Source organism: Cupriavidus sp. 01T418 (genome assembly GCF_056398885.1).
On the sequence record NZ_JBFTQG010000045.1, the window covers coordinates 17795 to 44304 of the forward strand.

General features: G+C 62.5%; 20 protein-coding genes and 1 pseudogene. 16 read left to right on the top strand and 5 right to left on the bottom strand.

Annotated features, from left to right (window positions below):
- Positions 1-31 precede the first annotated feature (31 nt).
- The 6 genes from AC1DQ3_RS29495 (at position 32) to AC1DQ3_RS29520 (ending at position 7956) form a co-directional block, all read left to right on the top strand.
- Complete coding sequence (locus AC1DQ3_RS29495; protein ID WP_477123669.1) at positions 32-1894, top strand: feruloyl-CoA synthase; 1863 nt, start codon at positions 32-34, stop codon at positions 1892-1894.
- Between the two features lie 8 nt (positions 1895-1902).
- Complete coding sequence (locus AC1DQ3_RS29500; protein ID WP_477123697.1) at positions 1903-2862, top strand: acetaldehyde dehydrogenase (acetylating); 960 nt, start codon at positions 1903-1905, stop codon at positions 2860-2862.
- Positions 2863-2909: 47 nt separating this feature from the next.
- Entirely contained in the window at positions 2910-3947 is a 1038-nt protein-coding gene (gene dmpG / locus AC1DQ3_RS29505; protein ID WP_477123670.1) for a 4-hydroxy-2-oxovalerate aldolase, read from the top strand.
- On the top strand, positions 3931-5019 hold the full coding sequence (locus tag AC1DQ3_RS29510; protein ID WP_477123671.1) for an FAD-binding oxidoreductase: 1089 nt from the start codon (positions 3931-3933) through the stop codon (positions 5017-5019). Before dmpG ends, AC1DQ3_RS29510 begins: the two co-directional genes overlap by 17 nt.
- A gap of 586 nt (positions 5020-5605) precedes the next feature.
- Positions 5606-6853 carry a CaiB/BaiF CoA transferase family protein gene (locus AC1DQ3_RS29515; RefSeq protein ID WP_477123672.1) on the top strand — a complete coding sequence of 416 codons (1248 nt, stop codon included), beginning with the start codon at positions 5606-5608 and terminating at the stop codon, positions 6851-6853.
- 125 nt (positions 6854-6978) lie between these two features.
- The gene (locus AC1DQ3_RS29520; protein ID WP_477123698.1) at positions 6979-7956 is read left to right on the top strand and encodes a Bug family tripartite tricarboxylate transporter substrate binding protein; all 978 of its coding nucleotides are present in this window, start codon (positions 6979-6981) and stop codon (positions 7954-7956) included.
- A gap of 142 nt (positions 7957-8098) precedes the next feature.
- On the opposite strand, the pseudogene AC1DQ3_RS29525 reads toward AC1DQ3_RS29520, so the two are convergent.
- Positions 8099-8282, bottom strand: a pseudogene (locus tag AC1DQ3_RS29525) (acetyl-CoA C-acyltransferase); the annotation flags it as partial.
- Between the two features lie 1220 nt (positions 8283-9502).
- Between AC1DQ3_RS29525 and AC1DQ3_RS29530 the strand changes: the two are divergent.
- The 8 genes from AC1DQ3_RS29530 to AC1DQ3_RS29565 all read left to right on the top strand — a co-directional run bounded on the left by AC1DQ3_RS29530 (position 9503) and on the right by AC1DQ3_RS29565 (position 19518).
- Complete coding sequence (locus tag AC1DQ3_RS29530) at positions 9503-10912, top strand: coniferyl aldehyde dehydrogenase (RefSeq protein ID WP_477123673.1); 1410 nt, start codon at positions 9503-9505, stop codon at positions 10910-10912.
- A gap of 219 nt (positions 10913-11131) precedes the next feature.
- Complete coding sequence (locus AC1DQ3_RS29535) at positions 11132-11932, top strand: dihydrodipicolinate synthase family protein (protein ID WP_477123674.1); 801 nt, start codon at positions 11132-11134, stop codon at positions 11930-11932.
- Positions 11929-12570, top strand: a complete 642-nt coding sequence (locus AC1DQ3_RS29540; RefSeq protein ID WP_477123675.1) for a TetR/AcrR family transcriptional regulator — start codon at positions 11929-11931, stop codon at positions 12568-12570. The genes AC1DQ3_RS29535 and AC1DQ3_RS29540 overlap by 4 nt, the downstream gene beginning before the upstream one ends.
- The gene (locus AC1DQ3_RS29545) at positions 12567-14288 is read left to right on the top strand and encodes an IlvD/Edd family dehydratase (protein WP_477123676.1); all 1722 of its coding nucleotides are present in this window, start codon (positions 12567-12569) and stop codon (positions 14286-14288) included. The genes AC1DQ3_RS29540 and AC1DQ3_RS29545 overlap by 4 nt, the downstream gene beginning before the upstream one ends.
- 90 nt (positions 14289-14378) lie before the next feature.
- Positions 14379-15089 carry a haloacid dehalogenase type II gene (locus tag AC1DQ3_RS29550; protein ID WP_477123677.1) on the top strand — a complete coding sequence of 237 codons (711 nt, stop codon included), beginning with the start codon at positions 14379-14381 and terminating at the stop codon, positions 15087-15089.
- 510 nt (positions 15090-15599) lie between these two features.
- Positions 15600-16931: an MFS transporter gene (locus AC1DQ3_RS29555; RefSeq protein WP_477123678.1), complete on the top strand. Its 1332-nt coding sequence runs from the start codon at positions 15600-15602 to the stop codon at positions 16929-16931.
- A 445-nt stretch (positions 16932-17376) separates the two neighbouring features.
- Positions 17377-18972, top strand: coding sequence for an MFS transporter (locus AC1DQ3_RS29560; RefSeq protein WP_477123679.1), 1596 nt, complete (start codon positions 17377-17379; stop codon positions 18970-18972).
- 81 nt (positions 18973-19053) lie between these two features.
- The gene (locus AC1DQ3_RS29565; RefSeq protein WP_477123680.1) at positions 19054-19518 is read left to right on the top strand and encodes a MarR family winged helix-turn-helix transcriptional regulator; all 465 of its coding nucleotides are present in this window, start codon (positions 19054-19056) and stop codon (positions 19516-19518) included.
- 35 nt (positions 19519-19553) lie between these two features.
- Here AC1DQ3_RS29565 and AC1DQ3_RS29570 read toward each other — a convergent pair whose 3' ends face one another.
- Positions 19554-20846: a cobyrinate a,c-diamide synthase gene (locus tag AC1DQ3_RS29570; RefSeq protein WP_477123681.1), complete on the bottom strand. Its 1293-nt coding sequence runs from the start codon at positions 20844-20846 to the stop codon at positions 19554-19556.
- 169 nt (positions 20847-21015) lie between these two features.
- Positions 21016-21717 (bottom strand): response regulator, encoded by a 702-nt coding sequence (locus tag AC1DQ3_RS29575; protein WP_477123682.1) that lies wholly within the window; start codon positions 21715-21717, stop codon positions 21016-21018.
- A gap of 629 nt (positions 21718-22346) precedes the next feature.
- Here AC1DQ3_RS29575 and AC1DQ3_RS29580 point away from each other — a divergent pair.
- A complete protein-coding gene (locus AC1DQ3_RS29580; RefSeq protein ID WP_477123683.1) occupies positions 22347-22715 on the top strand; it encodes a hypothetical protein in 369 nt (122 codons plus the stop codon).
- A gap of 52 nt (positions 22716-22767) precedes the next feature.
- Here the strand turns inward: AC1DQ3_RS29580 and AC1DQ3_RS29585 are convergent, their stop codons facing one another.
- Positions 22768-23394, bottom strand: coding sequence for a hypothetical protein (locus tag AC1DQ3_RS29585; RefSeq protein WP_477123684.1), 627 nt, complete (start codon positions 23392-23394; stop codon positions 22768-22770).
- A gap of 258 nt (positions 23395-23652) precedes the next feature.
- Here AC1DQ3_RS29585 and AC1DQ3_RS29590 point away from each other — a divergent pair, with 258 nt between their 5' ends.
- Positions 23653-24819 (top strand): extracellular catalytic domain type 1 short-chain-length polyhydroxyalkanoate depolymerase, encoded by a 1167-nt coding sequence (locus tag AC1DQ3_RS29590; protein WP_477123685.1) that lies wholly within the window; start codon positions 23653-23655, stop codon positions 24817-24819.
- 94 nt (positions 24820-24913) lie between these two features.
- On the opposite strand, the gene AC1DQ3_RS29595 is transcribed toward AC1DQ3_RS29590, so the two are convergent.
- Positions 24914-26227 carry an MFS transporter gene (locus AC1DQ3_RS29595; RefSeq protein ID WP_477123686.1) on the bottom strand — a complete coding sequence of 438 codons (1314 nt, stop codon included), beginning with the start codon at positions 26225-26227 and terminating at the stop codon, positions 24914-24916.
- Between the last annotated feature and the right edge of the window lie 283 nt (positions 26228-26510).

Sequence of the window (26510 nt, forward strand, 5' to 3'; positions counted from 1 at the left end):
GGGTTGCCTCGGTGGTGGCCAAGTGACCCGCGTGCCCGCCCTCGTCTCCGACCGTCGTGCCGCTGAGTTCGATGTTGGCCTTCGGCTGGCAGAGCCCAGGATCCTGCGGACCGACCTGCCCGATGGCAGTTTCGTCCTGCACTCGTCGGTTCCGCTGGCGGCGTTCGATCGCTGTATTGGCGACTGGCTTGCTCGATGGGCGGCCAGGGAGCCATCCCGTGTCTTCCTGGCGGAGCGCAGGGAATCGGGCTGGCATACCGTCAGCTACGGTGAGGCGCATGCGACGGTCCGCAATATCGGCCAGGCGTTGCTGGATCTCGATATCGCTCCGGTAGATCCCGTGGTTGCGGTGTCGGACAACAGCTTGAACCTGGCGCTGCTGTCGTTGGCTGCCATGCACGCGGGACGCCGTATCGCCGTGGTGTCGTCGGCCTACTCCAGGATGCGCGGCGATGACGGCAAGCTGCACGCCATCCTCGCCAGCCTGCATCCCGGTCTTGTCTACGCGGAAGACGCCGCATTGTACGGAGCGGCGATACGGGGCGCAGGGCTCTCGTGTCCCGTGGTCTACACCCAGGGCGCGGCCGGCGGCGAGCTGCCGTTTTCCGCATTGTGCGCAGCCAACGCCGGGCCCGGCGTGGACGAGGCGTTCCGCAGCATCACGGGCGCCACCATTGCCCGCATTCTGCTGACGTCCGGTTCCACCGGAGCGCCCAAGCTGGTGCCGAACACGCACGAGATGCTTTGCGCCAACCAGCAGATGATCGTGCAGTGCTGGCCGTTCGTCGATGAAACGCGTCCCGTGGTGCTGGACTGGCTGCCGTGGAGCCATACCTTCGGCGGCAACCACAATTTCAACCTGGTGCTGCGCAACGGCGGTGCCCTTTACATCGACGACGGCCGCCCGGTTCCGGGCCTGATCGAGCGGACCATCGAGGGCATCCGCCAGGTTCGCCCGACGCTGTTCTTCAATGTGCCCAAGGGCTATGACGCGTTGCTGCCATACCTGGAGGCGGACGAAACCCTGGCCACGGCGCTGTTCGAACGGCTGGACATGCTGTTCTTCGCTGCCGCGGCGCTGCCGCAGAACACGGCGGACCGCTTGCGCGCGGTGGCGCGCGGCGTGCGGCGTCAATCGTTGTTTTTCACGACCGAGTGGGGCTCGACGGAAACCTCGCCGGTTGTGACAAGCGCGCATTTCCTGTCGCCGGACACGCGCAACATTGGCGTGCCAGTTCCCGGCGTGCAACTGAAGTTCGTTCCCTGCCAGGACAAACTCGAACTGCGGGTGCGCGGGCCGTCTATCTTCCCGGGCTATCTCGGAGACGAGGAGAAGACGCGTGCCGCGTTCGACGAGCAAGGCTTCTACCGCATGGGCGATGCGGGCCGGCTCGCGGATCCCGCCGACCCGAACAGCGGCGTCATCTTCGACGGCCGGGTCTCAGAAGACTTCAAGTTGACGACTGGGACCTGGGTATCGGTCGGGTCGCTGCGGGTGCGTGCGGTCTCGGCGATGGCGCCCTATGCGCTGGATATCGTCGTGACCGGGCACGATCGCGATGAGGTGGGCCTGCTGGTGTTTCCCAGCGCGAAACTGCGCACCCTTGCCAACGACCAGGACGGCACGCTATGTGGCAAGTCGCTGGGGCTCGTGCCGGAGGTGAGGCGGGCGCTCGGCGCGGTGCTGGCCGACCTCTGCAGGGGCGCCGGTTCGTCCCAGCGGCCGGCGCGCGCGGTGCTGCTGTCCGCTGCGCCAGCCATCGAACAGGGCGAAATCACCGACAAGGGTTACATCAACCAGCGCGCGGTATTGACACTGCGCGCCAACGATGTGGACCGCCTGTATTCGGACTGCGAGTCCGTGATCTATCCAAACAAAAACTCCCAGGGCTAACGGAAGCAATCATGACCCAAAAACTGAAGGCCGCGATCGTCGGCTCCGGCAATATCGGCACGGACCTGATGATCAAGATCCTGCGCCATGGCAAGCACCTCGAAATGGGCGTGATGGTCGGCATCGACCCCGCCTCGGACGGTCTTGCCCGAGCAGCCCGGCTGGGTGTGGCCACGTGCGCGACGGGCGTGGCGGGCCTGGTCGACATGCCGGCGTTCGCCGATATCGACATCGTCTTCGATGCCACTTCGGCCGGCGCCCATATCGAGAACGACAAGCTGCTGCGCACGCGCAAGCCGGGCATCCGTGTGGTCGACCTGACGCCGGCCGCCATCGGGCCGTATTGCGTACCGGTGGTGAACCTGGACGCCAATCTGGATGGGCGCAACGTCAATATGGTGACCTGCGGCGGGCAGGCCACCATTCCCATCGTCGCCGCCGTTGCCTCGGTGGCAAAGGTCCACTACGCGGAAATCGTCGCATCCATCTCCAGCAAGTCGGCCGGACCGGGAACCCGCGCCAATATCGACGAGTTCACGGAAACCACCTCCCGCGCGCTGGAGGTTGTGGGTGGCGCGCGCAAGGGCAAGGCCATCATCGTGCTCAATCCGGCGGAGCCCCCGCTGCTGATGCGCGACACGGTTTATACGCTGTCCGATCTGGTGGACACCGCCCGCATCGAGGCAGAGGTAGAGGCCATGGTGGCCCGCGTCAATGCCTATGTGCCCGGATACCGGCTCAAGCAGCGGCTTCAGTTCGAGCAGTTCAACGAAAGCCAGCCGCTGAATATCCCCGGCGTCGGGCGGATGACCGGGCTGAAGACCACGGTCTTCCTCGAAGTGGAGGGCGCCGCGCACTATCTGCCGGCCTATGCTGGCAATCTCGACATCATGACTTCGGCCGCGCTGGCTACCGCCGAGCAACTCGCGCAGCGCGACCTTGCCGCGGCCGCGGCGGAAGTCGCGTGAAGAACCCAGTGCCAGGACAAAGCCCAGGACAAAGCCCAGGAAAAAAGATGGAAACCAAGCTCTATATCTCCGATGTGACCCTGCGGGACGGCTCGCACGCCATCCGCCACCAGTACAGCATCGCGCAGGTCAAGGCCATTGCGCGCGCGCTGGACGAGGCGAACGTCGATTCCATCGAGGTCGCCCATGGCGACGGACTGCAAGGGTCCTCGTTCAACTACGGCTTCGGCGCGCACAGCGACGTCGAGTGGATTGCCGCCGCTGCTGAATCGGTGACCCGCGCGAAGATCGCGACCTTGTTGCTGCCTGGCATCGGAACGACCCATGACCTGCGCGCCGCCTTTGACGCCGGGGCGCGCGTGGTCCGGGTGGCAACGCACTGCACCGAGGCGGATATCTCCCGTCAGCATCTCGAATATGCACGCGAACTCGGCATGGATACAGTGGGATTCCTGATGATGAGCCACATGACCACGCCGCAGGTCCTTGCTGGGCAAGCCAAGCTGATGGAAAGCTACGGGGCGACCTGCATCTACGTGGTCGACTCCGGTGGCGCACTCAGCATGAGCGACGTGCGGGACCGTTTCCGCGCGTTCAAGGAGGTGCTCGATCCCGCCACGCACACCGGCATGCACGCGCACCACAACCTCAGCCTGGGTGTGGCCAACTCCATCGTCGCGGTCGAGGAAGGCTGCAACCGGATCGACGCCAGCCTTGCCGGGATGGGGGCGGGCGCGGGCAATGCGCCGCTGGAAGTGTTCATCGCCGCGGCCGAGCGCCAGGGCTGGTCGCATGGCTGCGACCTCTACAAGCTGATGGACGCCGCCGACGACCTGGTGCGCCCCTTGCAGGATCGTCCGGTGCGGGTCGACCGCGAGACGCTTGCTCTGGGTTACGCGGGCGTGTATTCGAGCTTCCTGCGACACGCGGAAACGGCAGCCGCCCAGCATGACCTGAAGACGGTCGACATTCTGGTCGAACTCGGCAAGCGCCGCATGGTGGGCGGGCAGGAGGACATGATCGTGGACGTCGCCCTGGACCTGAAAGCACGGCAACCGGGAGGGCGAAATGGCGCCCGACACTGAAGCGCAACTGGCGCGGCCGGTGGACGATGCCCAACCGTCGCCGAAACTGACCATCGAGCCCGCGGGCGTCCAGTTGCGTTGCACTCCCGGCGCGTCGCTACTTGATACGGCCGTGTCGCAAGGCTTTTTCCCGAAACACAGTTGCCGCCGGGGTGAGTGCAATTCATGCGAGGCACGCGTGATCGTCGGGGAGGTCGCCTATCCCGCCGGTTTCATCCCGGAAGGGGTGCGCCCTGGGCACTGCCTGACCTGTGTGGCGCGGCCGGTGACCGATGTCACCATCGAAGCGCCGGAAGTCTCCGCCATGCCCGGCCGGCGCGTAGTGCAAGCGCCCGCGCGGGTGGCGGAGGTGCGCCGGGTGAGCGCGGACGTAGCCATCGTGTCGTTGCACCTGCAGGGAGGGACGGATTTTTCGTTTTCCCCCGGGCAGTATATGGATGTGATCCTGCGCGACGGAACCCGGCGCAGCTACTCCATGGCAAACGCGCCGGATACGCAGGGCACCGTCGAATGGCATGTCCGCGCGATGCCTGGCGGGCGATTTTCGCCGCATGTCTACGAGAAGCTGAAACCAAGGGATGTTCTGCGCGTCGAGGGGCCCTTCGGCGCGTTCACGCTGCAGGATTCCGAGGCACCGGTCATCCTCCTGGCCTCCGGCACCGGGTATGCCCCGATCGCTTCATTCATGCGTTGCCACCATGAGGCGCTCTCAAGGCGGGGCGCTACGCTTTACTGGGGCGGCCGGCGCAAGGAAGACCTCTACGCTTGGGAGGAGGGGATGCGCTGGGCCGGGACGAGCGAGCGTTTTCGGTTCGTTCCCGTGTTGTCCGAGCCGAATAGCCCGTGGGAAGGGCGCACAGGTTTTGTGCACGAGGCGGTTGCCGCGGATTTCCCGGACCTTTCTCAACACGAGATATATGCGTGCGGGAACCCGTTGATGGTCGATGCAGCGCGGTTCGTGCTCACGCGCGATAACGGGTTGTTAGCCGGCAATTTCCGCAGCGATGCATTCATTACGGCACTTAAGCCAACGACTAACGGCATTTCGGTGGCTCCATCGCTTCCTGAGTGAGGTTGTCGCAGAAGCCGCCGGCGTTGCCCCAGCGCGAAGCATTGGTGGATAGTCAACTGTCAAATTCCATTTGACGGTCTGTTAATGCATATTGGGATTGTATTGTCAGTTTATCAAGGCAAAAATGCCGGACTGGCCGTGACTGGAGACAACCCCATGCCTGATGGCGTTTCCGTTTGCGTCCTTCGAACCATCCATCACCGTGACGTGCAAGGCCGGTGAATTGCATACGGCACGGTCCTGCGCCAGGCCCGGAAGCGGCCATAGAGCAGGCGTACGCTGACGCCACCACGTTCCGTGCTGTGCTGGTCCTGGGGGAGGCCGACGTCAGTGGGTTCGGCAACCCTTCGGAAACCCCGCCGCTGGCGAAAAGCAAGGACTTCGCGAGCCTCAATCAGCCCGGGCGCTGAATTGTCGGTGTTGCGCCGCGTGCCGCCACCCCGTATGGTCTGGGCGCGGCTCCAGGTTCCAAGGAAAATCATGTGCAGGGAATGATCCCGCGCATATCGTATAGCGCCAACTTGGCAAGCTTGGGCATCTTCGCGCATAGGCGGCGCGTGACTCGAAACGGCTACGGAGACAAGAAATGCAGGCAACTGAACAATCCCAGGACATCGACTTGCCCCTGGAGGGCGTGCGCGTGCTCGACCTATCCCGCGTGTTCGCAGGGCCGCTGTGCGGGCAAGTCCTGGCTGATTTCGGCGCCGAGGTAATCAAGGTAGAGCACCCAGAGCGCGGCGACGACACGCGCGACTGGGGCATGCGGATTGGCGAGACAGAGACCACCTACTACAACAGCATGAACCGCAACAAGCGGTCCATTACGCTGGATCTGCAGAGCAAGGAAGGCGTGCAGATCGTCTACGACCTGCTGCCGCAGTTCGACGTGGTCATCCACAACTTCAAGACCGGCGGGGCAGAGAAGCTGGGCCTGGGCTACGAACAGCTCAAGGCCCTTAAGCCCGACCTGATCTACTGCGCGGTGTCAGGCTACAACAGCAGCGGCCCCGAGGCGAAGCGTCCCGGCTACGACCTGGTGATCCAGGGCGAGGCCGGGCTGATGGCACTCAACGGCGAAGCCGACCAGCCGCCGCTGAAGTTCGGTGTGGCGGTTGTCGACCTGATGACCGGCATGTACGCAGCACAGGCAGTGCTGGCTGCTTTGTTCCGCCGCGAGCGCAAGGGTAGGGGCCAACTGATCGAGATGGCTCTGTACGACTGCGGAGTGATGGTTACTGGGTACTACGGCCTGGACGCCATGCTGCTGGGCCGCGACCCCGCGCGCTATGGCAATGCCCATCCGTCCATCGTGCCCTACGGCATGTTCGAAGCCGCCGAGGGCCCGCTGATCATCGCCGTGGGCAACAACAACCAGTTCGACAAGTTCTGCCGCCAGGTGATCGAGCGTCCGGACATCGTCGAGGATCCGCGCTATGCGACCAATGTCGAGCGGGCCAAGAACCGCGAGACTCTGACGCCGCTGATCAAAGGCCTGATCCGCACTTTTCAGCGCGACCTGCTGCTGGAACGCATGACGGCCTGCGGCATCCCCTGCGGCAAGGTGGCGGGACTGCACGAGGCCCTGACCAGCGAGCGGACCCGCGAAGGCGGGCTGCTGCGCGAGATGCCGCATCCCGTGGCAGGCAGCACGCACGTGTTCTCGCCGCCTTACCGCCTGGATGGCCAGCGTCTGCCGATCCGCAACGCGCCGCCCACGCTGGGCGAGGGCACCCGCGCGGTACTGCAGAGCCTGTTGCAGATGAGCGATGCGCAGTTGCAGGATCTGCAGGCCCGCGGCGTGCTGACGCTGCCCGAAGCATCGAAGAACCCCTGAGCATTTCCGCGTTGCGCGGATGCATTGTGATCGTCTGCGCAACGCCGCCAGGCAAGGGGACCTTTGCTTCCCTTGCACCGATTCAACCTGGAACAACAAACGTGCGCATTCGAACTCTCACCCGTATGGTTCACTCCCGGCGTCGCGCCTTTCTGGCCCTGGCCGCCGCACCACTGCTGGCCGGTGGCGCTTTCGCGCAATCCTGGCCCAGCAAGCCGATCAAGCTCATCGTGCCGTTCCCGCCGGGCGGTCCCACGGATACCGTGTCGCGCATCGTGGGCCAGAGGCTGGGCGAGCGCCTCAAGCAGCCGGTGGTGGTGGAGAACCGCCCCGGAGCATCGGGTTCCATCGCCGCCGCCCAGGTTGCCAAGAGCGCGCCCGATGGCTATACGCTGATGATGCTGGCCACGCCCACGCTGTTGGCGCCGCATTTGTACAGAAAGGCGGGATACGACACGGTCAAGGACTTCACGCCGGTGGCTACTGTCTATGACCTGCCGATCGTCGTAGTGGTCAATCCCACGCTGCTGCCCAAAGTGACCGACCTGCCGACGCTTATCGCCCAGGCCAAGGCGCAGCCCGGCAAGCTTAACTACACCAGTTCGGGTGCGGGCAGCTTCGGCCACCTGAGCATGGAACTGCTCAAGCAGATAGGCGGCTTTGAGATGCAGCACGTACCCTACAAGGGCGGTGTGCCAGCAATCAGCGATACCATCGGTGGCCAGGTACCAATCATGTATGCCGACCTCGTCGCCGCACTTCCGCACATTCAGGCAGGCAAGCTGCGCGCAGTCGCCGTCGGCTCGCCGCAGCGTGTCAGCATGTTGCCCGACGTCAAGACAATCGCCGAGCAAGGTTTCAAGGGCTACGACGCGGTGTCCTGGGGCGGGCTGCTAGCGCCGCCGGGTACGCCCAAGACCGTGGTGGACCGAATCGCCGGCGAGGTCGGCAAGATTTTGGCTGACAAGGACATCCAGGACAAACTGCTGAAGGCCGGGGCCATTGCCAACTACCAGCCGCCGGTGCAAATGGGACAGCGGATCCAGGCGGACTATGCCAAGTGGGGCAAAGTGATTCACGACAAGGGCATCGCGGTCGAGTAAGCCGCATTGTTGCACCGAGCGCCACGCATTGCCTGACTTTGAATGCGGCCTGACTTAGGCCAGGCCGCATTCCGCATCTCGAAGGCGAGTCATTGTGGAGTTCGATTCCGAACCAAAGTCTGGACCAGCCGCTCCAGACCGACTACCTGAAAATCTCGAAGAGACCGGCTGCACCCATGCCGCCGGCGATGCACATCGTTACCACTGTATGTCTTGCTCCCGGGCGCCGCCGACCCTCAAGCAGGACATGTCCAACTAGCCTGGCACCGGTCATTGCGAATGGGTGGCCGATGGAAATGGCCCCTCCATTCGACGTTCAGCCGCTCGTTGTCACCGCACAACCCTGTGCGGCGACAAAAGAAACTTGAGATGGCTTATTTCGCTATCCTATTGAAAATAAAGGGATTTCTTCGGGAAGCAAAAATCGCGTGGCAAAGGGAAACTTGAGATGGAAGCGTCTCAGTGATTTTCCACTTGACAAAAGAAAGTTTAGGTGACTCATGGCGCACTTTAGTTCGTCCGTTTTTGCGCTCAGCGTCTGAGCATCCGCTGCCATTAGGGAAAGCCGCCGATGCTAGCTTCGGGTGACCAGCCTCTCGGGCTTCCGCTTTGCATGTGCACCGCTTCTCGGAGTGCTCATAGCCAGTGGCGTTGATACCAGCTATCGCTACAAGGCGGGCTGGTGGCCGCGGGGCTGTCATTGTTGGTCGTGAGTCCAGTACGGTCAAGCGCCCCAAGGCCGCACAAGGCTATTCGTCTCTGGTGTGACGGGCCACATCGGAGGTTCGGCTGCACGCCTGGGTGTGGCATCCAATAGCCTCGTCGGCGCAGCCAATGCGGGGAGACTCGGTTGCTCGCCGAAAGGTCTTCCTCTCGCCGGGCATTTTGCAGGCCAGCGATAGTCGCTGCCGCTGAGTCGGTCTCCGAGGAATCCGTTGCGGGTAGCGCGGATTCCTCGGAGCGCAATCTCCGCAGGGCAGTTTCGCATGTTCCAGCATTCCGGTTGCTATCTCTCTCATGCCGGACTATATTAGTGTATAGTAAATAATTCACCTGTATAGTTTTTGGCGACATGTCGGTTCGAGGCCCTGTTTCGCGGCGTCGCGTTGGTCTCTCTGTACCACGCAAATTGGATCGTCTTCGAAGGGGCCTCCTGTTGCCGGTGATCCGGTCCCAGCGGGTGGGCTGTTACTCACGTCAACAGATGGTCACTGCGGACTCGTTCGCCGCCGCCTTTTTCCGTATCGGAGGCCGGCCTGACGTGGCATTGGCAATTCAGCCATACGGTTTGGCGGAGTTCCTGGTGTCTTTCAATCGACAGGATGTCTGGTGTGTTCGCCTCCTTCAACGTACCGATGAGGACGAGGGGAGAAGGTCTTTCGATGAGCGGGTAGGGCCTTGGGCCTCGCGCAGCAATTTTCGAGAATCGGCTAGAAGCCATCCGACGCATGGCGATGCAGAGTCGGCGCAAATTTCGTCTTCAGGGGCGTGCGCTCGTCATGCATCGTGCGATGCCTTCGAGCCTTAATAAGGAGGGGGACGCCTCATGAATGAGATTGAACAGCACCTCGCATCTGTACTCTATCGCCAACGGCGCGCATACCACGATCATCCAGTTCCGAGCCTGGCTGAGCGCAAGGCTGATTTGAATGCGCTGGCGCGCTTCATCAAGGAGAACCGCCAGGCGATTATCGATGCAATCAGTGCTGATTTTGGCCACCGCTCTCGGCACGAAACGCTCTTGACTGATATCGGCCCAGTGTTGGGTGCGATCCGGCACGCCCAGCATTGCCTGAAGCAATGGATTCGTCCACAAAGGCGTGGTATTGATCGCCTGGCCTATGGCCTGGCAAGAAATCGAGTGGTGCCACAGCCGCTGGGAGTTGTGGGTGTGATCGTTCCGTGGAACTTCCCGCTCAATCTTTCGTTTGGGCCCTTGATCAGCATTTTTGCCGCTGGTAACCGCGCGATGGTAAAGATGAGTGAGAATTCGCGTCATCTTGCGAACTTGCTGATCGAGCGAATGCCTGCCTACCTTCCATCCGAGAAGTTGCAGTTCGTCGATGAGACAGGTGGGGTGGGCATCGAGTTCTCGAAACTACCTTTCGACCATCTATTGTTCACGGGGTCTGGCACGACCGGACGATCGGTGATGGCTGCTGCCGCGCAAAATCTCTGCCCAGTTACATTGGAGTTGGGCGGGAAATCACCAGCCATCGTGTGCGAGGACTTTGATCTACGCACTGCTGCTGAACGAATTCTCTACACAAAGTATCTCAATGCGGGTCAGATTTGTACAACGGTGGACTATGCATTTGTCCCGCACCAAAGCCTGGAGGAGTTTGTAAAAATAGCTCTCGAAATTGTCCCGCGGCGGTACCCGAGCCTGGACTCGCCTGACTACACCTCAATCATCGATGGCCGCGCCTATGACCGGTTGAAAATAGCGCTGGATGACGCGCGGGCATGTGGCGCGACCACGATACCGTTACTCAGCGGGGCTGCATTCGATGACGAGCATCATCGGATCGCCCCCCACATCGTTGTTGACCTGCCGGGTAACAGCGTCCTGATGTCGCGCGAGATCTTCGGTCCGATCTTGCCGCTAGTCCCCTATCGCAGTCTGGACGATGTCATCGAGCGCATCAATATTGGTCCGCGACCGTTGGCCTTGTACCCCTTTACTAACGACTGCGCAGTGCAAAGTCAGATTATCAACCATGTGATGTCCGGTGGCGTCTCCATCAATGACGCGTTGCTGCATGTGGGCCAGGATGACCTGCCATTTGGTGGTGTAGGTGAGTCGGGCATGGGGCATTACCACGGGTTTGAAGGCTTTCTTACGTTTTCTAAATTGCGCCCAATCTTTCATCAATCTCGCTGGTCAAGCTTGAAACCACTAATGCCGCCGTACGGCAGGCTTGCCGACCAAATACTGGTCTTCCTTACTCGCTGAGACCGACTGCGGGCCGTCCGAGGTGGTCGAGGCAAGGCTGCGTATCGGCCCTGCTCGCGCGGTCCGTAGACGTCAAACGCAGAACTGTGACTGGCGTTGTGTTCACAGTGTCCCCTGAGAGATCCCTATTTCACATGATTTGGAACGCGGTTGTATTCCTGTTTGCGCGCGACTATACTGATGTATAGTAAACAATTCACTTGTATAGCGGATGGAAAAATGTCAAATTCAGAACCTCTGTTCCGCGGCGTAGGTGTCGCGTTAGTTACCCTGTTTGACGATGCGGGCGCCGTGGATGTTGCTGCCACCATCGCGCATGCGGTGCGCGTGGTGGAGCGAGGCGTGCGCGCGGTACTGCTGGCCGGTACCACCGGAGAGTTCTGGGCGTTATCCGAAGTTGACCGAGCTGAGTTGGTGCGGAGTGCGCGATTGGCGTTGCCATTAGACGTGCCCGTCCTGGCGGGTACGGGAGCCGACGAGGTGGCGACGGCCGTTCGGTTGACGATCTCGGCCGTCGAGGCCGGGGCGGACGCTGTGTTGGCGCTGCCACCCCGTGGGTCGGCCAATCTTTTGGAGTACTACACGGCCATTGCGGAGGCTGCAGCAGGACGACCAGTGCTCGGTTACCACATGCCAGCGGTCTCCCCGCCTGGCCTGCCGTTGGAGGAACTCAACAATCTACCCATCCAAGGCATCAAGGATTCCGGACTCGATTCTCGGCGACTGCTCGCAGAGTTGGATTTGTTCAAAGGCTACGTATATACCGGCGTTGACAGTCTACTGTCCTATGCAGGTCCCGTGGGTTGTGCCGGGGCGCTTGGTGCACTACCCAATGTAGAGCCCGAGCTTTGCGTGGCCGCCTTCGCGGGGGATGCCGCAGCTCAGCGCCGGTTGGCACCGATCGAGCGCGCAGCGCTGGCGCAGTTCCCGACTGGGCTTAAGAAGCTCATGCACAACAATTTTGGAACGTCGCTTGCACTAGGACGCGGTACAGCGAAACTGATGGGGAGTGGCACATGAATTCTGAAGTCATTCTTGCGAGGGCTGAGGATGTTACGGCCCGCGCTCGCCTCCGGGACGCTGCGCTTCGGCTTTTCGCCGAGCGCGGCGTCGCCAGGGCCTCGATGCGAGATATCGCGGAGGCAGCTGGTGTTACTGCGGGGCTGATTACCCACTACTTTGGCTCTAAAGACCGACTTAAAGAGGAGGTTGATGAGCTCATGGTGCGAGTCTTTACCGAGCCTCTGGCCCTTGTGCACGAAGGGTCGCCAGAGGAGCGGCTCGTGGCGGTCACCAATGCTCTGGCACGAACGATGGCAGCGTATCCGGAGCTTCGCGCCTACTTGCGCCGCTCCTTTCTTGAGGACGATCCGGCTAGCAGGCAGGTCTTCAATCGCTTCATCCTCCTTGTGCGTGAGATGCAGGGAGAGATGAAGCGCTTCGGCTTGCTTAGAGAAGACCTCGACCTCCAATGGTCTCCTTTCCACGTGCTGTTCTTGCACTTTGGACCACTATTGCTTGGTCCGGCAGTTGAGCAGATGCTGGATGTCGATCCCTACGCCGACGAGGTTATAAGTCGCCGCAGTCAAGCGACGTACGAGCTTTTCACCCGGGGCGTTCTGCGTGACCCCGCGTCTGCCAAGAGGATTCGCAAATGAGCAAGCGTGATATTAAGGACCTTCGGAGCCAGCGCTGGCTGGGACTCGGACCATACTCATTTGCGCCGCGGTCGCGGACGTTGCAAAACGGCCTGTCAGATGCCGACTTCGCTGGCAAGCCCGTTATTGCGATCATAAATACATGGTCGGACATGAGTACCTGCCACGGCCACTTGCGGGACGTCGCACAGGTGGTCAAGCGCGGCGTTTGGGAGGCCGGTGGGTATCCCGTCGAGCTGCCGGCGATGTCTCTTGGCGAGATCATGGTTAAGCCAACGACCATGCTCTACCGCAATTTTCTCGCCATGGAGACGGAGGAGCTGCTGCGCAGCCACCCCATTGACGGCGCGGTGCTGCTCGGTGGCTGCGACAAGACGACGCCGGCTTTGCTCATGGGAGCGATCAGCATGGATATCCCCTGCATCTACGTGCCGGCCGGGTTCATGCTGCACGGACTCTGGCGCGGGGAGAAGCTGGGTAGTGGTGTTGACGGGTGGAAGTACGGAGCTGAACTGCGGGCCGGCAGGATCACGCTCCAAAGCTGGTCGGAGATTGAAGCAGGTAGTGCGCGAACGGTTGGTACCTGCAACACCATGGGTACAGCTTCGACGATGACTGCCATCGCCGAGGCGCTCGGTCTTGCTTTGCCAATGACATCATCGCTGGCGGCTGTGGATGCGCTGCAGCGTCGAATGGCCAGCGAGGCCGGGAGGCGCGTGGTGGACATGGTTTGGGAGGACCTTCGACCCCGTCGATTGCTTAGCGAAGCATCTGTACGCAATGCGGCTGTCATCAACTTTGCGCTTGGTGGCTCAACCAATGCAGCCATCCATCTGATTGCCGTGGCGCGCCGGGCGGGCATCCCCATCGACCTGAAATGGTTGGATTCGGTGGCGCAGGAGACACCAGTATTGGTTGACATCTTGCCGTCCGGGCGTTTTCTGATGGAGGACTTCTATGAGGCCGGTGGTTTACCTGCTCTGATGAACGTCCTTAAAGATAGCCTGGACTTGACACGGCCCACCGTCAGCGGTCGAACAATTGGCGAAAACATCGCTGGCGCCGAGGTATTCAACCCCGAAGTGATACGCCCGCTCTCGAACCCGAAAGCCCAGGTCAGTTTTGCAGCGCTGTTCGGCAACCTCGCACCCGGCGGATGCGTAGTCAAGCCGAGTGCAGCTAGCCCACATCTGTTGAAACATCGCGGCAAGGCAGTTGTGTTCGAATGCCGTGCAGATCTGGAGGCACGCATCAACGCCCCGGATCTGGAAGTCGATGCGAACTCTGTATTGGTGATGCGAGAAGCTGGCCCGCAAGGCGGACCAGGCATGCCGGAGTGGGGCATGCTGCCAATTCCGCGAAAACTTCTTGAGCAAGGTGTACGCGACATGGTGCGAATCTCCGACGCACGCATGAGCGGAACGAGCTATGGGGCGGTCGTACTGCACGTAACTCCGGAAAGCCATCTGGGCGGCCCTCTCGCGCTGGTGCGCGATGGGGATGAGATTGAAATCGATGTGGAGGCCCACCGCATTCACTTGCACGTGTCTGAGGAGGAGTTGGCAGCGCGCCGGGAGCAGTGGACGCAGCCCGAACCTCACTACCAGCGTGGCTATGGAGCATTGTTTCAACGGCACGTACTGCCTGCGAGCGAAGGGTGTGATTTCGACTTTCTGCTGAGCGGTCCGCCCACGGCCGAGCCAGAGTACTTCATCTAGGGGCGGAGTGCCGTCGGCACATCAAGCTTGAAAGTATTCCCTTCGGAAGTCTGATTTGATTTGGAACCGAACAAGATAGGATCTGTGACCATGATTGCTGTACGAGCGCTGCTCTTCGATACCTTTGGAACAGTTGTGGATTGGCGAGGAGGGCTGATTTCTCGCCTTGAGGGATGGGGTAAGGCGCGCGGGATCGTCGCTGACTGGCCAATGCTCGTGGATGGGTGGCGGATGGCATATCCGCCCTCGTTACGGCGTGTTCGAACGGGCGAGCGAGAATGGGCTGTGTTGGATGTACTGCAGCGAGAGTCGCTGGAGAGGCTGGTATCTGAGTTCGGAATTACTGGGCTAGACGACGCGGCCATCGATGAGCTGGTTAGCATGTGGCACGAGCTGCCGGCTTGGCCAGACTCTGTAGCGGGGTTGCACCGGCTGCGTACGCGGTATGTGATTGCGCCTTTATCGAACGGGCACGTCGCGCTGCTCGTGCGGATGGCGAAGACGGTGGGACTCCCGTGGGACGCGATATTTGGTGCAGACGTGTTCCGTCACTACAAGCCAGATCCGGAGACCTATCTCGGTGCGGCTGGTTTGCTTGGCTGTCAGCCACACGAAGTGATGCTGGTGGCCTCACACCCTTCGGACCTGGACGCGGCGGCGAAGTGCGGGCTGCGGACATGTTACGTTTCGCGGCCGCTGGAATATGGGGCTGGTCGCGTAGTGGAGGCGACCCCAGAGCCTGGTCGATTCGATTTGATGGTAGCTGGCCTGGACGAATTGGCAAGGACGCTGGGTTGCTAACAGGCGATCCACAGTCGGCGTTCCATTTGCTGGCTCGTACCCTTGCGAGCGAGGGTCGGCCGGGTCGACTCTGCGCCTCACGGGTGCGACCGACTCGAGTTTCGTTGCTTGCTCTGGACTTGTCAGGTCTGAATCTGTCTCCCGGTGGGGCGACATGATGCCGACGCGAACGGTTATGAAAGCAGTTGTAAGAGTCCGCTCGCAATTGTCAGGATCATTCGCCTGTATGCAGCCTCTGCTGTAGCGAATCGATTTGACATTCTGACGAAGTCAATCGAGCTGATACTGCTTTGGGCAAGAACTTATCCGCAGAATTCAATGCACCCCAGGCCGAGCAAGGAAGAACTATAAGCCGTGAGCTGAGCGCGACCTTGCACCAACGGTTGGCCAGCATCCAGATTTGCCGAGAAGGCAGGAGAGCCGGCAGCCTACCGAAATGACGAACCCTCGCATCTCGCCAGCCCAACGGCGTGTGCTTCAGGTTCGTACAAAAAGACAGGAGACAACACTATGTCATCGACCATTCAAGATTTGTCGGGCATTACGGCTTCCCCCAGATCTCCAGCCGAAGCCGACGCCGTATTCGACAAGATTACCCGCCGGTTGATACCGTTGTTGTTTGCCTGCTACCTTCTGAACTTCGTGGATCGAGCCAACATCGGCTTTGCCCAGCTGCAGATGAAGAGCTCGCTGGGCTTCAGCGATGCAGTGTACGGCCTTGGCGCGGCTATGTTCTTCGTCGGCTATGCTCTCTTCGAAGTACCCAGCAACATGCTGCTGCGTCGCATCGGGGCGCGTGCAACTATCCTGCGCATCATGGTGCTATGGGGCCTGGCTTCGGCGAGCATGATGTTCGTGCGGACTCCGACCCAGTTTTACGTGATGCGCCTCCTCCTCGGCGTGTTCGAGGCCGGCTTTTTCCCGGGGGTTGTGCTCTACCTGACTTTCTGGTACCCGGCCGCGCGCAGATCAAGAGTGATGGCCCTATTCATGACAGCGCAAGTGGCGTCAGCCCTCATCACCAGCCCTGTTTCTGGCTGGATTCTGAAGAACATGCATGGATCATATGGATGGGAAGGCTGGCAGTGGATGTTCCTGCTGGAAGGTGCACCAACGGTGCTGCTGGGCGTCGTGGTGTATCTCATCCTGCCCAATGGTCCTCATGAGGCAAAGTGGCTCGGCAGTGCCGAGCGTGCCGTCGTTGAGCATGCACTGCACGAGGACAGCGCAGGCGCTATAGCCGGACATTCTTCAATGGGTGCTCTTCGCGATCCGTATGTCTATCTGTTGGGCTTCGGCGCTTTTATCTACGGATGTGCCGGATACTTTCTGGCTTTCTGGACACCAACCATTATCAAGGAACTTGGCGTCGCAGACGTGCAGATGGTGGGAGTCTATGCGGTAATTCCCAATTTTTTTGGGGTAGTCTCCATGGTGCTCTACGCCCGCCACGCTGACCGTCACAATGAACAACGACTGCATTGGGGTTTGGCTTTCCTGGTGTCCGCTACGGGCTTCCTCGCCTTGGCGTGGACAATTGCCAACAGCCTGCCTTGGACGATCGTGGCGATGACGTTCGCCGGCGGTGCATTGGTGTCTTCCATGCCGGTCTTTTGGGCTTTGGTTACGCGCTATTTGCGCAAGGAGCAGGCTCCAGCTGGCATAGCATTCATTAATACCCTTGCTAGCATCTCGGGCGTCAGCCCTGCTGTGGTCGGCGCTATCAAGACGCAGACGGGGAGTCTGGACGCCGCCATCTACACGTTGTGCGCGCTGTTCGTAATTGCTTCGATCGCCGTGACAACTGGCATGCGCAAGGCGTTGAGAGACCGGGCCTGTTGAGCCGCCGGCATCCTGCGGTGCCTCAAAACGCCAATCGAACGGTTTCCAACTCACGGCTTGCTTGAGCACTTTAGGAACTGCTGCCAGTAACATGGGAAATCGTGCCAGTTTCAGTTGTTCGAAGACACGACGTTGCACTCTACTCGCACCAGGATTGGACGCCGTCTGATGCGTCTTGCACACGGCGATGCAACGAGCGCTTTCGAACATTGCGCGGACATCGCAATTTCACAGGATATGCATCGCCATGATGCCGGGCATTACGCGTCAGACTCTCGCACAGGAGCCAAAGGCGATGGCCGAAGAAGGAGCCCTCGTGTAGCACTACGGGCATGTAGAGATTTGTTCCACCTCCGGTTTCTTTTGTCACCGCACAACCCTGCGCGCAATGTCTCCAATCCTGTCCTATAATACTTGACTCTACAATCATTGATCGGCCAACAAAATGATTTCGCAGCCTCACCAGGCGCATAGCAGTGGGCAGGTGCTGCCGTTCCGCGAGTCCCTGATGGCGATGCTGGGCATTGCCTTCGTGGTGATGCTGGTAGCACTTGACCAGACAGTGGTCGGGACCGCGCTGCCCACGGTGGTGGCCGAGTTGCAGGGGTTCGAGTACTACGCCTGGGTGGCGACGGCCTATCTGCTGATGTCAGTGATCACGGTGCCGATCTTCGGCCGGCTGGGTGACTACTAYGGGCGCAGACCGTTCGTGATGGCATCGATCGTCGTGTTCACGCTGGCCTCGGCGCTGTGCGGCATGGCAACCAGCATGCCTTTCCTGGTACTGGCCCGTGGCCTGCAGGGGATTGGCGGCGGCATGCTCGTGGGCACCGCCTTTGCCTGTGTCCCGGACCTGTTCCCCGATTCCCATGTGCGCTTGCGCTGGCAGGTAATACTGAGCACCGCCTTCGGTATCGCCAATGCGATCGGGCCATCGCTCGGCGGCGTGCTGACCGAGGCCTACGGATGGCGGGCGGTGTTCTATGTGAACCTGCCGGTGGGCCTGCTGGGATTGTGGTTTGCCTGGCGCTATCTGCCGCATCTGCGCCAGCAGGCGCACACAGGCGCAATCAAGGTGGACTGGCTCGGCGCGGCGCTTATCGGCATGGGGCTGGGCGGTTTGCAACTGTGCGTGGAACTGATGCCCGAGCGTGGTTTCGGGCTGCTTACCGGCAGCTTGCTGGCGATGTCGGTATGCGCGCTGGTGGCGCTATGGCAATGGGAGCGCCGCACCCCGAACCCGATCCTGCCATTGGAGATGTTCCGCAATCCCGGGCTGGCGCCGCTGTTCCTGCTGTCGGTGCTCATGGGTTTCGCGATGTTCTCGCTGCTGTTGTACGCGCCGCTGCTGTTCCAGGGAGGGTTTGGTTATTCGCCGAAGGAGGCGGGTGTGCTGGTGACGCCGCTGGTGGTATGCACTACGGTGGGCAGTATCATCAACGGCCGCATCATCACGCGGATCCGCCTGCCTAACAATATGCTGTACGCCGGCTTTTCCATGCTGGCGCTGGCTTGCCTTGGCCTGTCGCAGGCAACGCGCGGGATGCCGCATCCTCTGTTGATGGGCATCATGCTGCTGTGCGGCTTGGGGTTGGGCTTCGTCATGCCGAACCTGACGGTCTTCGCGCAGCAGGCGGCGGGCCGCGAACACCTTGGCATTGCCACGGCGATGCTGCAGTCGCTGCGCATGGTGGGCGGCATGGTGGGCACCGCCGTCGTCGGCACGCTGGTTACGCGTAGCTACATCGGCGGCGTGCATGATGCGCTGCAGAAGGCCGGCGCCGGGGAATGGCAGGAGCGCATGGCGGATCCGCAGATCCTGATCGATCACGCGGCGCAGGCCAGCCTGCTGTCGCACCTGCAGGCTGCCGGGCACAATGGCGCCCTGTTGCTGGAGCAGGCCAGGTTGTCGCTGGTCAGCGCCATCCACATCGGACTGGCGCTGGCGGCGGTGATCGCCGTGCTCGGCCTGTGGCGCTCGCGCCGGGTGCCGCCGATCAAGCTGGAGCGTGCTGTCAAGCCGGTCATGGCCACGGATTAGAATAGCCTGGGCAGGTCGAAGGAATCGAGTTGGTCGTAACGCCGCCCGTCCCATATACGGTGCGGCAAGCAGGAGATCGAAGTGGAACTGGAGCGCCAAAGCCTGGCTGTACTGCAGCAGTTCGGGCGAACTTACCGGGCTTATGCGTCGGCTTTCGAGCAGTGCGTCGGCCACCCGATGCCGCGCTGGCGCATTCTTTATGCCTTGCACGGCCATGCCGGCCCCATCGCGCAGAAGCCGCTTGCCGACCGGGTCGGCATGGACCCCGGCGCGCTCACACGCCAGCTCAAGGCGCTGCAGGAACTGGGCTGGGTGGAGCGCAATACCAGCGAGCGCGACAACCGCGTGACCAATGTCACGCTGTCGGCGCTGGGCCATGGCATTGTCGAGCAAGCATTGCCGTTGCGCTCGGCGTTTTTGCAGGACGTGCTGGACAAGGTTTCCGAAACCACCATGCGCAATCTTTCCAAGGGGCTGGAGCAACTCGAGGCCGGCATCGCCGAGGCCGTGTTGCGTACGCGGCAGGACAAGGCCGACGCCGCCTGAGTCATTGCCGCAGCCAGGGTACTGCCTTCCCGCTATCAGTGGATCCCGTCGCTCCTGCCACCGAACAGCGCCGCAATGGCCAGCGGATTGGACGGGAAATAGAGGTGCGCATACGACGCGGTCAGCGCACCCTGCCGGAATACGGCCTCGCCACGTGAGCCATCGCGCGGCACGGTGGCATGACAGCAGGGCACCAGCGCGGTTTGCGCGCTGGAGTAGTGGAAGGTGTGGCCCCGCACCGTGCCTTCCGGCAGCGCAAGCTGCTGATGGCCCAGCGCGGCGAGGCGGGCTTGCATCGTTACCGCGCCAGGCAGCAGGCCCGCCATGGCGTGGCGTTGCCCGGCCTTGTCCACCAGCGTCTCGAACAAAGCCATCATGCCGCCACATTCCGCCAGGATCGGCAGGCCCGCGGCATGGGCGCTGCGTAGCGCGGCCAGCATGCCGGTGTTGGCCGACAGGCGTGCCGCGTGCAGTTCCGGATAGCCGCCGGGCAGCCAGAGCGCGTCGCAGGCAGGCATGCCGGGGTCATCCAGCGGGGAGAAGAAGATCAATTGCGCGCCGAGTGCCTGCAGGGCATCGAGGTTGGCCGGGTAAAGAAAGCGGAAAGCGGCATCGCGCGCGACCGCAATGGTCCGGCCGGCCAGCAGCGGTGCCAGCGTTGGCAATGGCGGCGCCGCGGCGATCTCCACGTCAGCTGGCAGGGCGCCGATCGGCTGCCCGGCCAGCGCGTCCGCCAGACGGTCCAGCCGCGCATTGAGATCGGGCAGTTCGTCGGCCGCCAGCAGGCCCAGGTGCCGCTCGGGCAGTGAGGCTGCGTTGTCGCGCGCGAGCGCGCCGGCCCAGGCGATATGGGCCGGCAGGCTCTCCCGCAGCATGTCGGCATGCCGCACGGACCCCACGCCGTTGGCCAGCACTTGCATGGATGCCAGGGGCTGGCGGCCGTAGCCCGCGAGGCCGTAGGCCAGCGCGCCGAACGTCTGCGCCATCGCACCGGCCTGGATCACGCTGAGTACGGGCAAGCCGAATTGGTGTGCCAGGTCGGCGCTGCTGGGCGTGCCGTCGTGCAGCCCCATGACACCTTCCACCAGGATCAGGTCGGCTTCCCCCGCTGCCTGCGCCAGGCGCGCCGCGGCATCGTCGGCACCGGTCATCCACAGGTCCAGCGAGTAGACCGGGGCACCACTGGCGGCCGCGAGTATGGACGGGTCGAGGAAGTCGGGGCCACTCTTGAAGACGCGCACCGTGCGGCCCTGGCGGCGGTGGAGCCACGCCAGCGCGGCGGTGACCGTGGTCTTGCCCTGCCCGGAGGCCGGCGCAGCCACCAGCATGGCGGGCACCCGCCGTGGCCCGCTTGCATTGGAACGGGTGCCTGGGGCGGCGGTCGCGGCGGGACTGGCGGGGACGGGCATGGCGATGAAGGCGACTGGAGCGGTTGGGCGGCGCGGGCAATACCGGCGGTGGAGAGAAACACCGCGTGCGGTTGCTGCGGCGCTGCGATTATAGCCACTCGTACTGGCTGTCCGGCGTGCCTGCCGGCGCATCGTCCTGCTGCGGGAGCACCAGTCCCTGTTGCGCCGCGAAGTCGAACAACTCGCGTTCATTGGTGGCTCCGAGCTTGCGCATGGCGCTGTTTTTCTGGCGGCTGATCGTCTTGACGCTGCGGCATAGCTGCCCGGCGATCCCGGTGACCGAATTGCCGCTAAGGTACAGGCGCATGACCTCGGACTCCCGCACGGACAAACGCAGGGCGCCGGCACGGCCCGGCGCGTAATAGGCGCCGGACTGCTCCAGTACGCGCGCGGCGGATTCACCGATAAAGCGCAGCCCGCGCTCGACACGGATGATGGCGGTCACCAGTTCCTCCAGGTGCGAGTCCTTGAGCAGCAGGCCATGCGCCCCGGCATTCAGGATGGCGCGCAAGACCAGGGGGTTGGTGATCATGGTGAACACGACAACCCCTAGCGCCGGAAAATGCCGCCTCAGATTGGCGAGCAGGCGGATCCCATCGCTCGCGTTGCGGCAGGGCATGTGGTAGTCGGTGACGACGATATCGGGCCGGAACGCGCGCGTGGCATGCAGCAGTTCGCTGGCGCTGTGGACATCCCCGCAGACCTCCCAACCGGTCTGGCCTCGCAACTGGCTCCTGACCGCGAGTGTGATGGCAGGATGGTCATCGGCAATCAGGATTTTCAATGGCATGGTATTGCTCCTGCGCGGGCGCAGGTATGCGCGGCGTCGGGCCACGCATACCTGACGCAAGCTGTAAGGGCTTGCGGCACGGATGCCGCGAAGAGGAGGGCTTTCGTTTCGAACCGGACAACTGGCTGCGCCGAGGAAAAAAAGCGCCGCACGACGAATCGTCGGCGGCACGAACAGCACAGGAACAAAGCGCCTCCAGGCGCAGGCTTCGCTCGGACGAACACGAGGCGGGAGGTGCCTGAGCAGGATAAGCGGCGATTCCGGCGCTCGGTCTGAGACAAGTCTCAAATTGCAACGAAAAGCGGCGAGGACTGGCGCGCATGGCCAGCAAGCGGTAGCGAGCGCCGCAAAGTGCGCAACGTGCTGGAGGAAAACGCGCGCGTCAAGTCAAGAGTATGCTTGCGGATGCGCTGCTCGAGCTTGAGCAGCTGCGCAATCGTAGTGGTCGAGCAGGCAACGGCAAGGAACGTAGATAAAGTCCGGATCGTGTTTGCATTGCAGGTGGCTCCCGGCTTTCACTTTCAGGTAGTGGCATCGGAAACTTGTGTTTTCGGTATCTGCCGGCAGGGCGTCTCCTGGAAAAAATACTCGCGGAAGGCACCTTGCGCCCCCCGCCGTGGAGAACTGAAATGAAACGGGCTTCAATCGTCATGGCTGCCGCATTGGGCTTCGGGTTTCTCGCCGGCCAGGCCGGCATCGCCGCCGGCTTGGAAGTCCCTGCGCCAATGATCGCGCCGCCACCGCCGCGGCTCCTGCTGGATCCGGCCACCGACAATGCCGGGCCGGCGGCGGACGGGACGCTCACGCCATCCCAGCGCACCCATTGCCAGAACCTGCTCGACAAGAGGAATGCGCTGCCCGCGGGGACGCAATGGTCCACCAGCAAGTCCAGCGTGACCACCGCCGATGGCAGGACCCATCCCATGCTGGAGCGGCAGGCCGATCGCAAGAGGCTCGACGAAGCGTATCGCCAGGAATGTGCCCAGGAGAAGCGATGAGATGCCAGGCGCGTGGCCAGGGTAGCCGCCAGTCCAGCTGTCCAGCTAGTCCTTAATTTGCTGCACAGCGTTGCGGCGTGATCGTGACTTCTCCCACCGGCTGGTTGCCATTCCCCAGATAGCGGTAATTGAGCGTGACACCGAGCCTGCCCAGCACCGGTACGTCGGGGTTGCGGCAGATCCCCCGTGCCAGCACGGGACCGGCGCTTGCCATGAAGGCCATGGTGCCTTCGCGCGTGGCGTCCACGCCAACCAGCCTGAGACGGAACGACACATGCTTGCCGGGGGAGGCATTGCATCCTTCCAGGCGCGTCGCGCCATCCAGCATATACGGCCCGGCCCGGGTCAACTCCTGGCATGCCGCGCTGAGTTCCGCATCGGCGCCGGCACTGCCGCCGGTCAGGCGTGTGACGCCGCTCATGCCGGTGCCTTTGCCCTGGACCGTACCCAGCAGCAATCTGGCCAGCTTTGACAGCGAAGGTGGCGTGTTGGCCTGCGCAACGGCCGACGCCAGTCCGGCAATCATCAGGAAAGCCGCCAGGCCTGCGCGCACGGCGAAAGGATAATAGTCCCGCATATGGATACAGATACCGGAGGCCATGTCGACCGCCAGCGGTGGATGGATAACAGGGACGTTTTCCTTGCGTTCTTCGCGCGCTGGGGCATATAGCCTGAACATAGCCGCGTTTGCGCGGGCGTGCTGTCAGTGTCCGTCCTACGCGGCCGACCCACATTCTTTCGTGTGGCGAGTTCAGGGTTTTTGTTTTTTCTGGAATGCATCCTGAAGTGTCTCCTTAAGTGCGTCCCATAGCGCATATCAGAATCCGCTTAGCAGGATAATGTCTGGTTTGCTTGGCATGTTGCCAAAGAGCGACGGCTGCTCCCCCTTCCTGTTGTGTTATGCTGCAACGCACCAATGTCGATAGCAGGAGTCTTCATGGCCAAAAGCCTTTGGGCGGACGGGCATGCACAACTCCGGCAGATCAGCCGGGTGCAGCCTCAGACCGCGCGCCAACTCAAATCGTGGATCGACCGTATCGCTAGCCTCAACCCCACAGCGCCGCGCCTGAGGGCGCGCTCCCCAGCGCCGCTGCCCTTGCCGCCGCGTACTTCTACGCCCGGCGAATGGGCGTCCCACCAATACCGGCTGGCACCGCTGCCTGGTGAACTGGTTCCCCGCTTGTCCTATTGGCTGTATGTGCCATCCCACGCGCGCAAGAGGCCCATGCCCCTGGTGGTCATGCTCCACGGCTGCAGGCAGACCCCGGAGGACCTTGCCGCCGGTACCCGCATGAACGCGCTGGCCGAGCGCGAGGGCTTCATGGTGGCCTATCCGCAGCAACCGCTGCGGCGCCAGATGATGCGCTGCTGGCAATGGTTCGACCTGGGCGCCGCCGAAGGTGGCCGTGAGGCGCAAGCACTGGCGGTGTTGATCGACGCGCTGGCCGCGCGACCGGACGTGCGGGCCGACCGGGTCTACCTGGCAGGATTGTCGGCGGGCGCCAGCATGGCAGCCGTGGTGGCCTTGCGCTACCCCGAGAAGATTGCGGCGGTGGGCCTGCATTCCGGTGTGGTGATCGGGGCGGCATGCACGCCCCGCGATGGCCTGCGCGCGATGCAGCAAGGTTCCAGCGTGGATCCTGCTGTATTGCTCGATGCCGCCGGCGTCACTTCGGGCGGCCCGAAGATGCCGGCGATCGTCCTCCATGGCATGGACGACGGCGCGGTGCATCCGGTCAACGCCCGCCTGCTGGCACGCCAGTTCCTGGCCTACAACGGGCTGCCCGATCGCATGGACAACCCGGCGAGTGGCGCCGTGGCGCGGCGTCCCGCTCGCGCAGGCGGCTGGACGGCCAGGGAAGCAGCGGAGGGTGCGGTGCCGGCGCAAGCCATCCATGGCCTTGCATCCACGGCCATCCTGCCCACCGGGGACTATATCGAAACCAGCTTCGGGGTCTGGAATCGGGAAATGGTCGCGCTGTGCGAAGTGTCCGGCCTGGATCACGCCTGGAGCGGCGGCGATGGCGACTACGCTTATCACGCGCCGATCGGTCCGGACGCGAGTGCGTTGATGTGGGCCTTCTTCAAGGCGCACCACCGCTAGGCGGGCGCACCGGGCCGCCGCGTATTCAGATCACGCGGGCACGAAAAAGGGAGGGCGCGATGCGACCCTCCCTTTTTTCGTCCGCCACGCAGACTCAGGCGAGCGAGCGGTCCTTGACGAACAACGCCGTCACCATGCCCAGCAAGCACAGCGCCACCACGTAATAGGCGGGGGCGAGGGGATCGTTCTTGAGCATCAGCGTCACGATCATCGGCGTCAGCCCGCCAAAGATCGCATAGGACAGGTTGTACGAGAAAGACAGTCCGGAAAACCGGACCTGCGCCGGGAACGCCTTGACCAGCACGTACGGCACCGCGCCGATGGTACCGACGAAGAAGCCGGCTACTGCGTATAGCGGAATCAGCAGGTCCGGACGCGTGTGCAGGGCGCTGTAGAACACGTAGGAACTGATCGCGAGCAGCAGGCCGCCGCTGATCAGCGTGACCCGGGGGCCGATCTTGTCGGCCATCAGGCCGGCCACCACGCAGCCAACGGTCAGGCAAAGCGTCGCGACGCTATTGGCTACCAGTGCCGTGCGCGCATCGAAGCCGTAGATCTTCTGCAGGAAGGTGGGCGTCATCAGGATCACCACCACGATGGCGGCCGAAAGCATCCAGGTCAGCAGCATCGACACCGCCACCGCGCCGCGATGATCGCGCACCACGGTCTTGAGCGGCATCTCCGCGGCCAGCGCCTTGCGCTTTTGCAGTTCGGCGAACACCGGGGTTTCGTGCAGCCAGCGGCGCAGGTACATCGAGCCGATGCCGAACACGCCGCCCAGCAGGAAGGGCACGCGCCAGCCCCAGTCCACCAGCTCCGCCGGGGTGAAGATGGTATTGATGCCGGTAGCCACCAGGGAGCCCAGCAGGATGCCGGCGGTCAGCCCCGCTGTCAGCGTGCCGCAGGCGTAGCCGGTGCGCCGCGCCGGAACGTGCTCGGAGACGAACACCCAGGCGCCGGGCACTTCGCCGCCCACGGCGGCGCCCTGCATCACGCGCAGCAGCAGCAGCGCCAACGGCGCCAGCAGGCCGATTGCATGGTAGGTCGGCAGCAGGCCCATCAGCAGGGTCGGCACCGACATCAGCAGGATCGACAGCGTGAACATCTTCTTGCGGCCAAGCAGGTCGCCGAAGTGGGCCATGATGATGCCGCCCAGCGGGCGCGCCAGGTAGCCCGCGGCAAAAATGCCGAAGGTCTGCAACTGGCGCAGCCAGTCCGGCACCGACGGCGGGAAGAACAACTGCCCGATGACGGTGGCGAAGAAGACAAAGATGATGAAATCGTAGAACTCGAGCGCCCCTCCGAGGGCGGCGAGGGCTAGCGTCTTGTAATCCTTCCCGGTCAGGGCGCGCGCATTCGGGATGCTGCGCGCGCTATCTGTGCCGGCAGTACTGCCAGGGCTGAACATGAGGAGACTCGCATGGAAAAAGTTCGCATGCGAAGCGCACAACACGGTTGGCGTGGAGGGTTCTGGCCGGAGGGTACAGCGCGGGAGAAGCAGGCACTAAGCGGCGGATAAGCCGCTGGCATGCGACGCGACGCTTCGCAAAGGCGAGAAGATACCAGATTGGCGGCGAAGCCGTCATGGGCATCAGAGTTGCCATCCGACTTCCATTCATTTTCGGATCGCTCTGAATTCACTTTTGATTTCGTTCTTATGCCTTTGCTTTGCCCTCAAGCGTTGCCATAAT

Excerpts from the sequence above, each read along its gene's own strand:
- dmpG (WP_477123670.1), top strand. The coding sequence starts at position 2,910 with ATGGAAACCAAGCTCTATATCTCCGATGTGACCCTGCGGGACGGCTCG.
- AC1DQ3_RS29510 (WP_477123671.1), top strand. The coding sequence starts at position 3,931 with ATGGCGCCCGACACTGAAGCGCAACTGGCGCGGCCGGTGGACGATGCC.
- AC1DQ3_RS29515 (WP_477123672.1), top strand. The coding sequence starts at position 5,606 with ATGCAGGCAACTGAACAATCCCAGGACATCGACTTGCCCCTGGAGGGC.
- AC1DQ3_RS29520 (WP_477123698.1), top strand. The coding sequence starts at position 6,979 with ATGGTTCACTCCCGGCGTCGCGCCTTTCTGGCCCTGGCCGCCGCACCA.
- AC1DQ3_RS29530 (WP_477123673.1), top strand. The coding sequence starts at position 9,503 with ATGAATGAGATTGAACAGCACCTCGCATCTGTACTCTATCGCCAACGG.
- AC1DQ3_RS29535 (WP_477123674.1), top strand. The coding sequence starts at position 11,132 with ATGTCAAATTCAGAACCTCTGTTCCGCGGCGTAGGTGTCGCGTTAGTT.
- AC1DQ3_RS29540 (WP_477123675.1), top strand. The coding sequence starts at position 11,929 with ATGAATTCTGAAGTCATTCTTGCGAGGGCTGAGGATGTTACGGCCCGC.
- AC1DQ3_RS29545 (WP_477123676.1), top strand. The coding sequence starts at position 12,567 with ATGAGCAAGCGTGATATTAAGGACCTTCGGAGCCAGCGCTGGCTGGGA.
- AC1DQ3_RS29550 (WP_477123677.1), top strand. The coding sequence starts at position 14,379 with ATGATTGCTGTACGAGCGCTGCTCTTCGATACCTTTGGAACAGTTGTG.
- AC1DQ3_RS29555 (WP_477123678.1), top strand. The coding sequence starts at position 15,600 with ATGTCATCGACCATTCAAGATTTGTCGGGCATTACGGCTTCCCCCAGA.
- AC1DQ3_RS29570 (WP_477123681.1), bottom strand. The coding sequence starts at position 20,846 with ATGCTGGTGGCTGCGCCGGCCTCCGGGCAGGGCAAGACCACGGTCACC.
- AC1DQ3_RS29575 (WP_477123682.1), bottom strand. The coding sequence starts at position 21,717 with ATGCCATTGAAAATCCTGATTGCCGATGACCATCCTGCCATCACACTC.
- AC1DQ3_RS29580 (WP_477123683.1), top strand. The coding sequence starts at position 22,347 with ATGAAACGGGCTTCAATCGTCATGGCTGCCGCATTGGGCTTCGGGTTT.
- AC1DQ3_RS29585 (WP_477123684.1), bottom strand. The coding sequence starts at position 23,394 with ATGTTCAGGCTATATGCCCCAGCGCGCGAAGAACGCAAGGAAAACGTC.
- AC1DQ3_RS29590 (WP_477123685.1), top strand. The coding sequence starts at position 23,653 with ATGGCCAAAAGCCTTTGGGCGGACGGGCATGCACAACTCCGGCAGATC.
- AC1DQ3_RS29595 (WP_477123686.1), bottom strand. The coding sequence starts at position 26,227 with ATGTTCAGCCCTGGCAGTACTGCCGGCACAGATAGCGCGCGCAGCATC.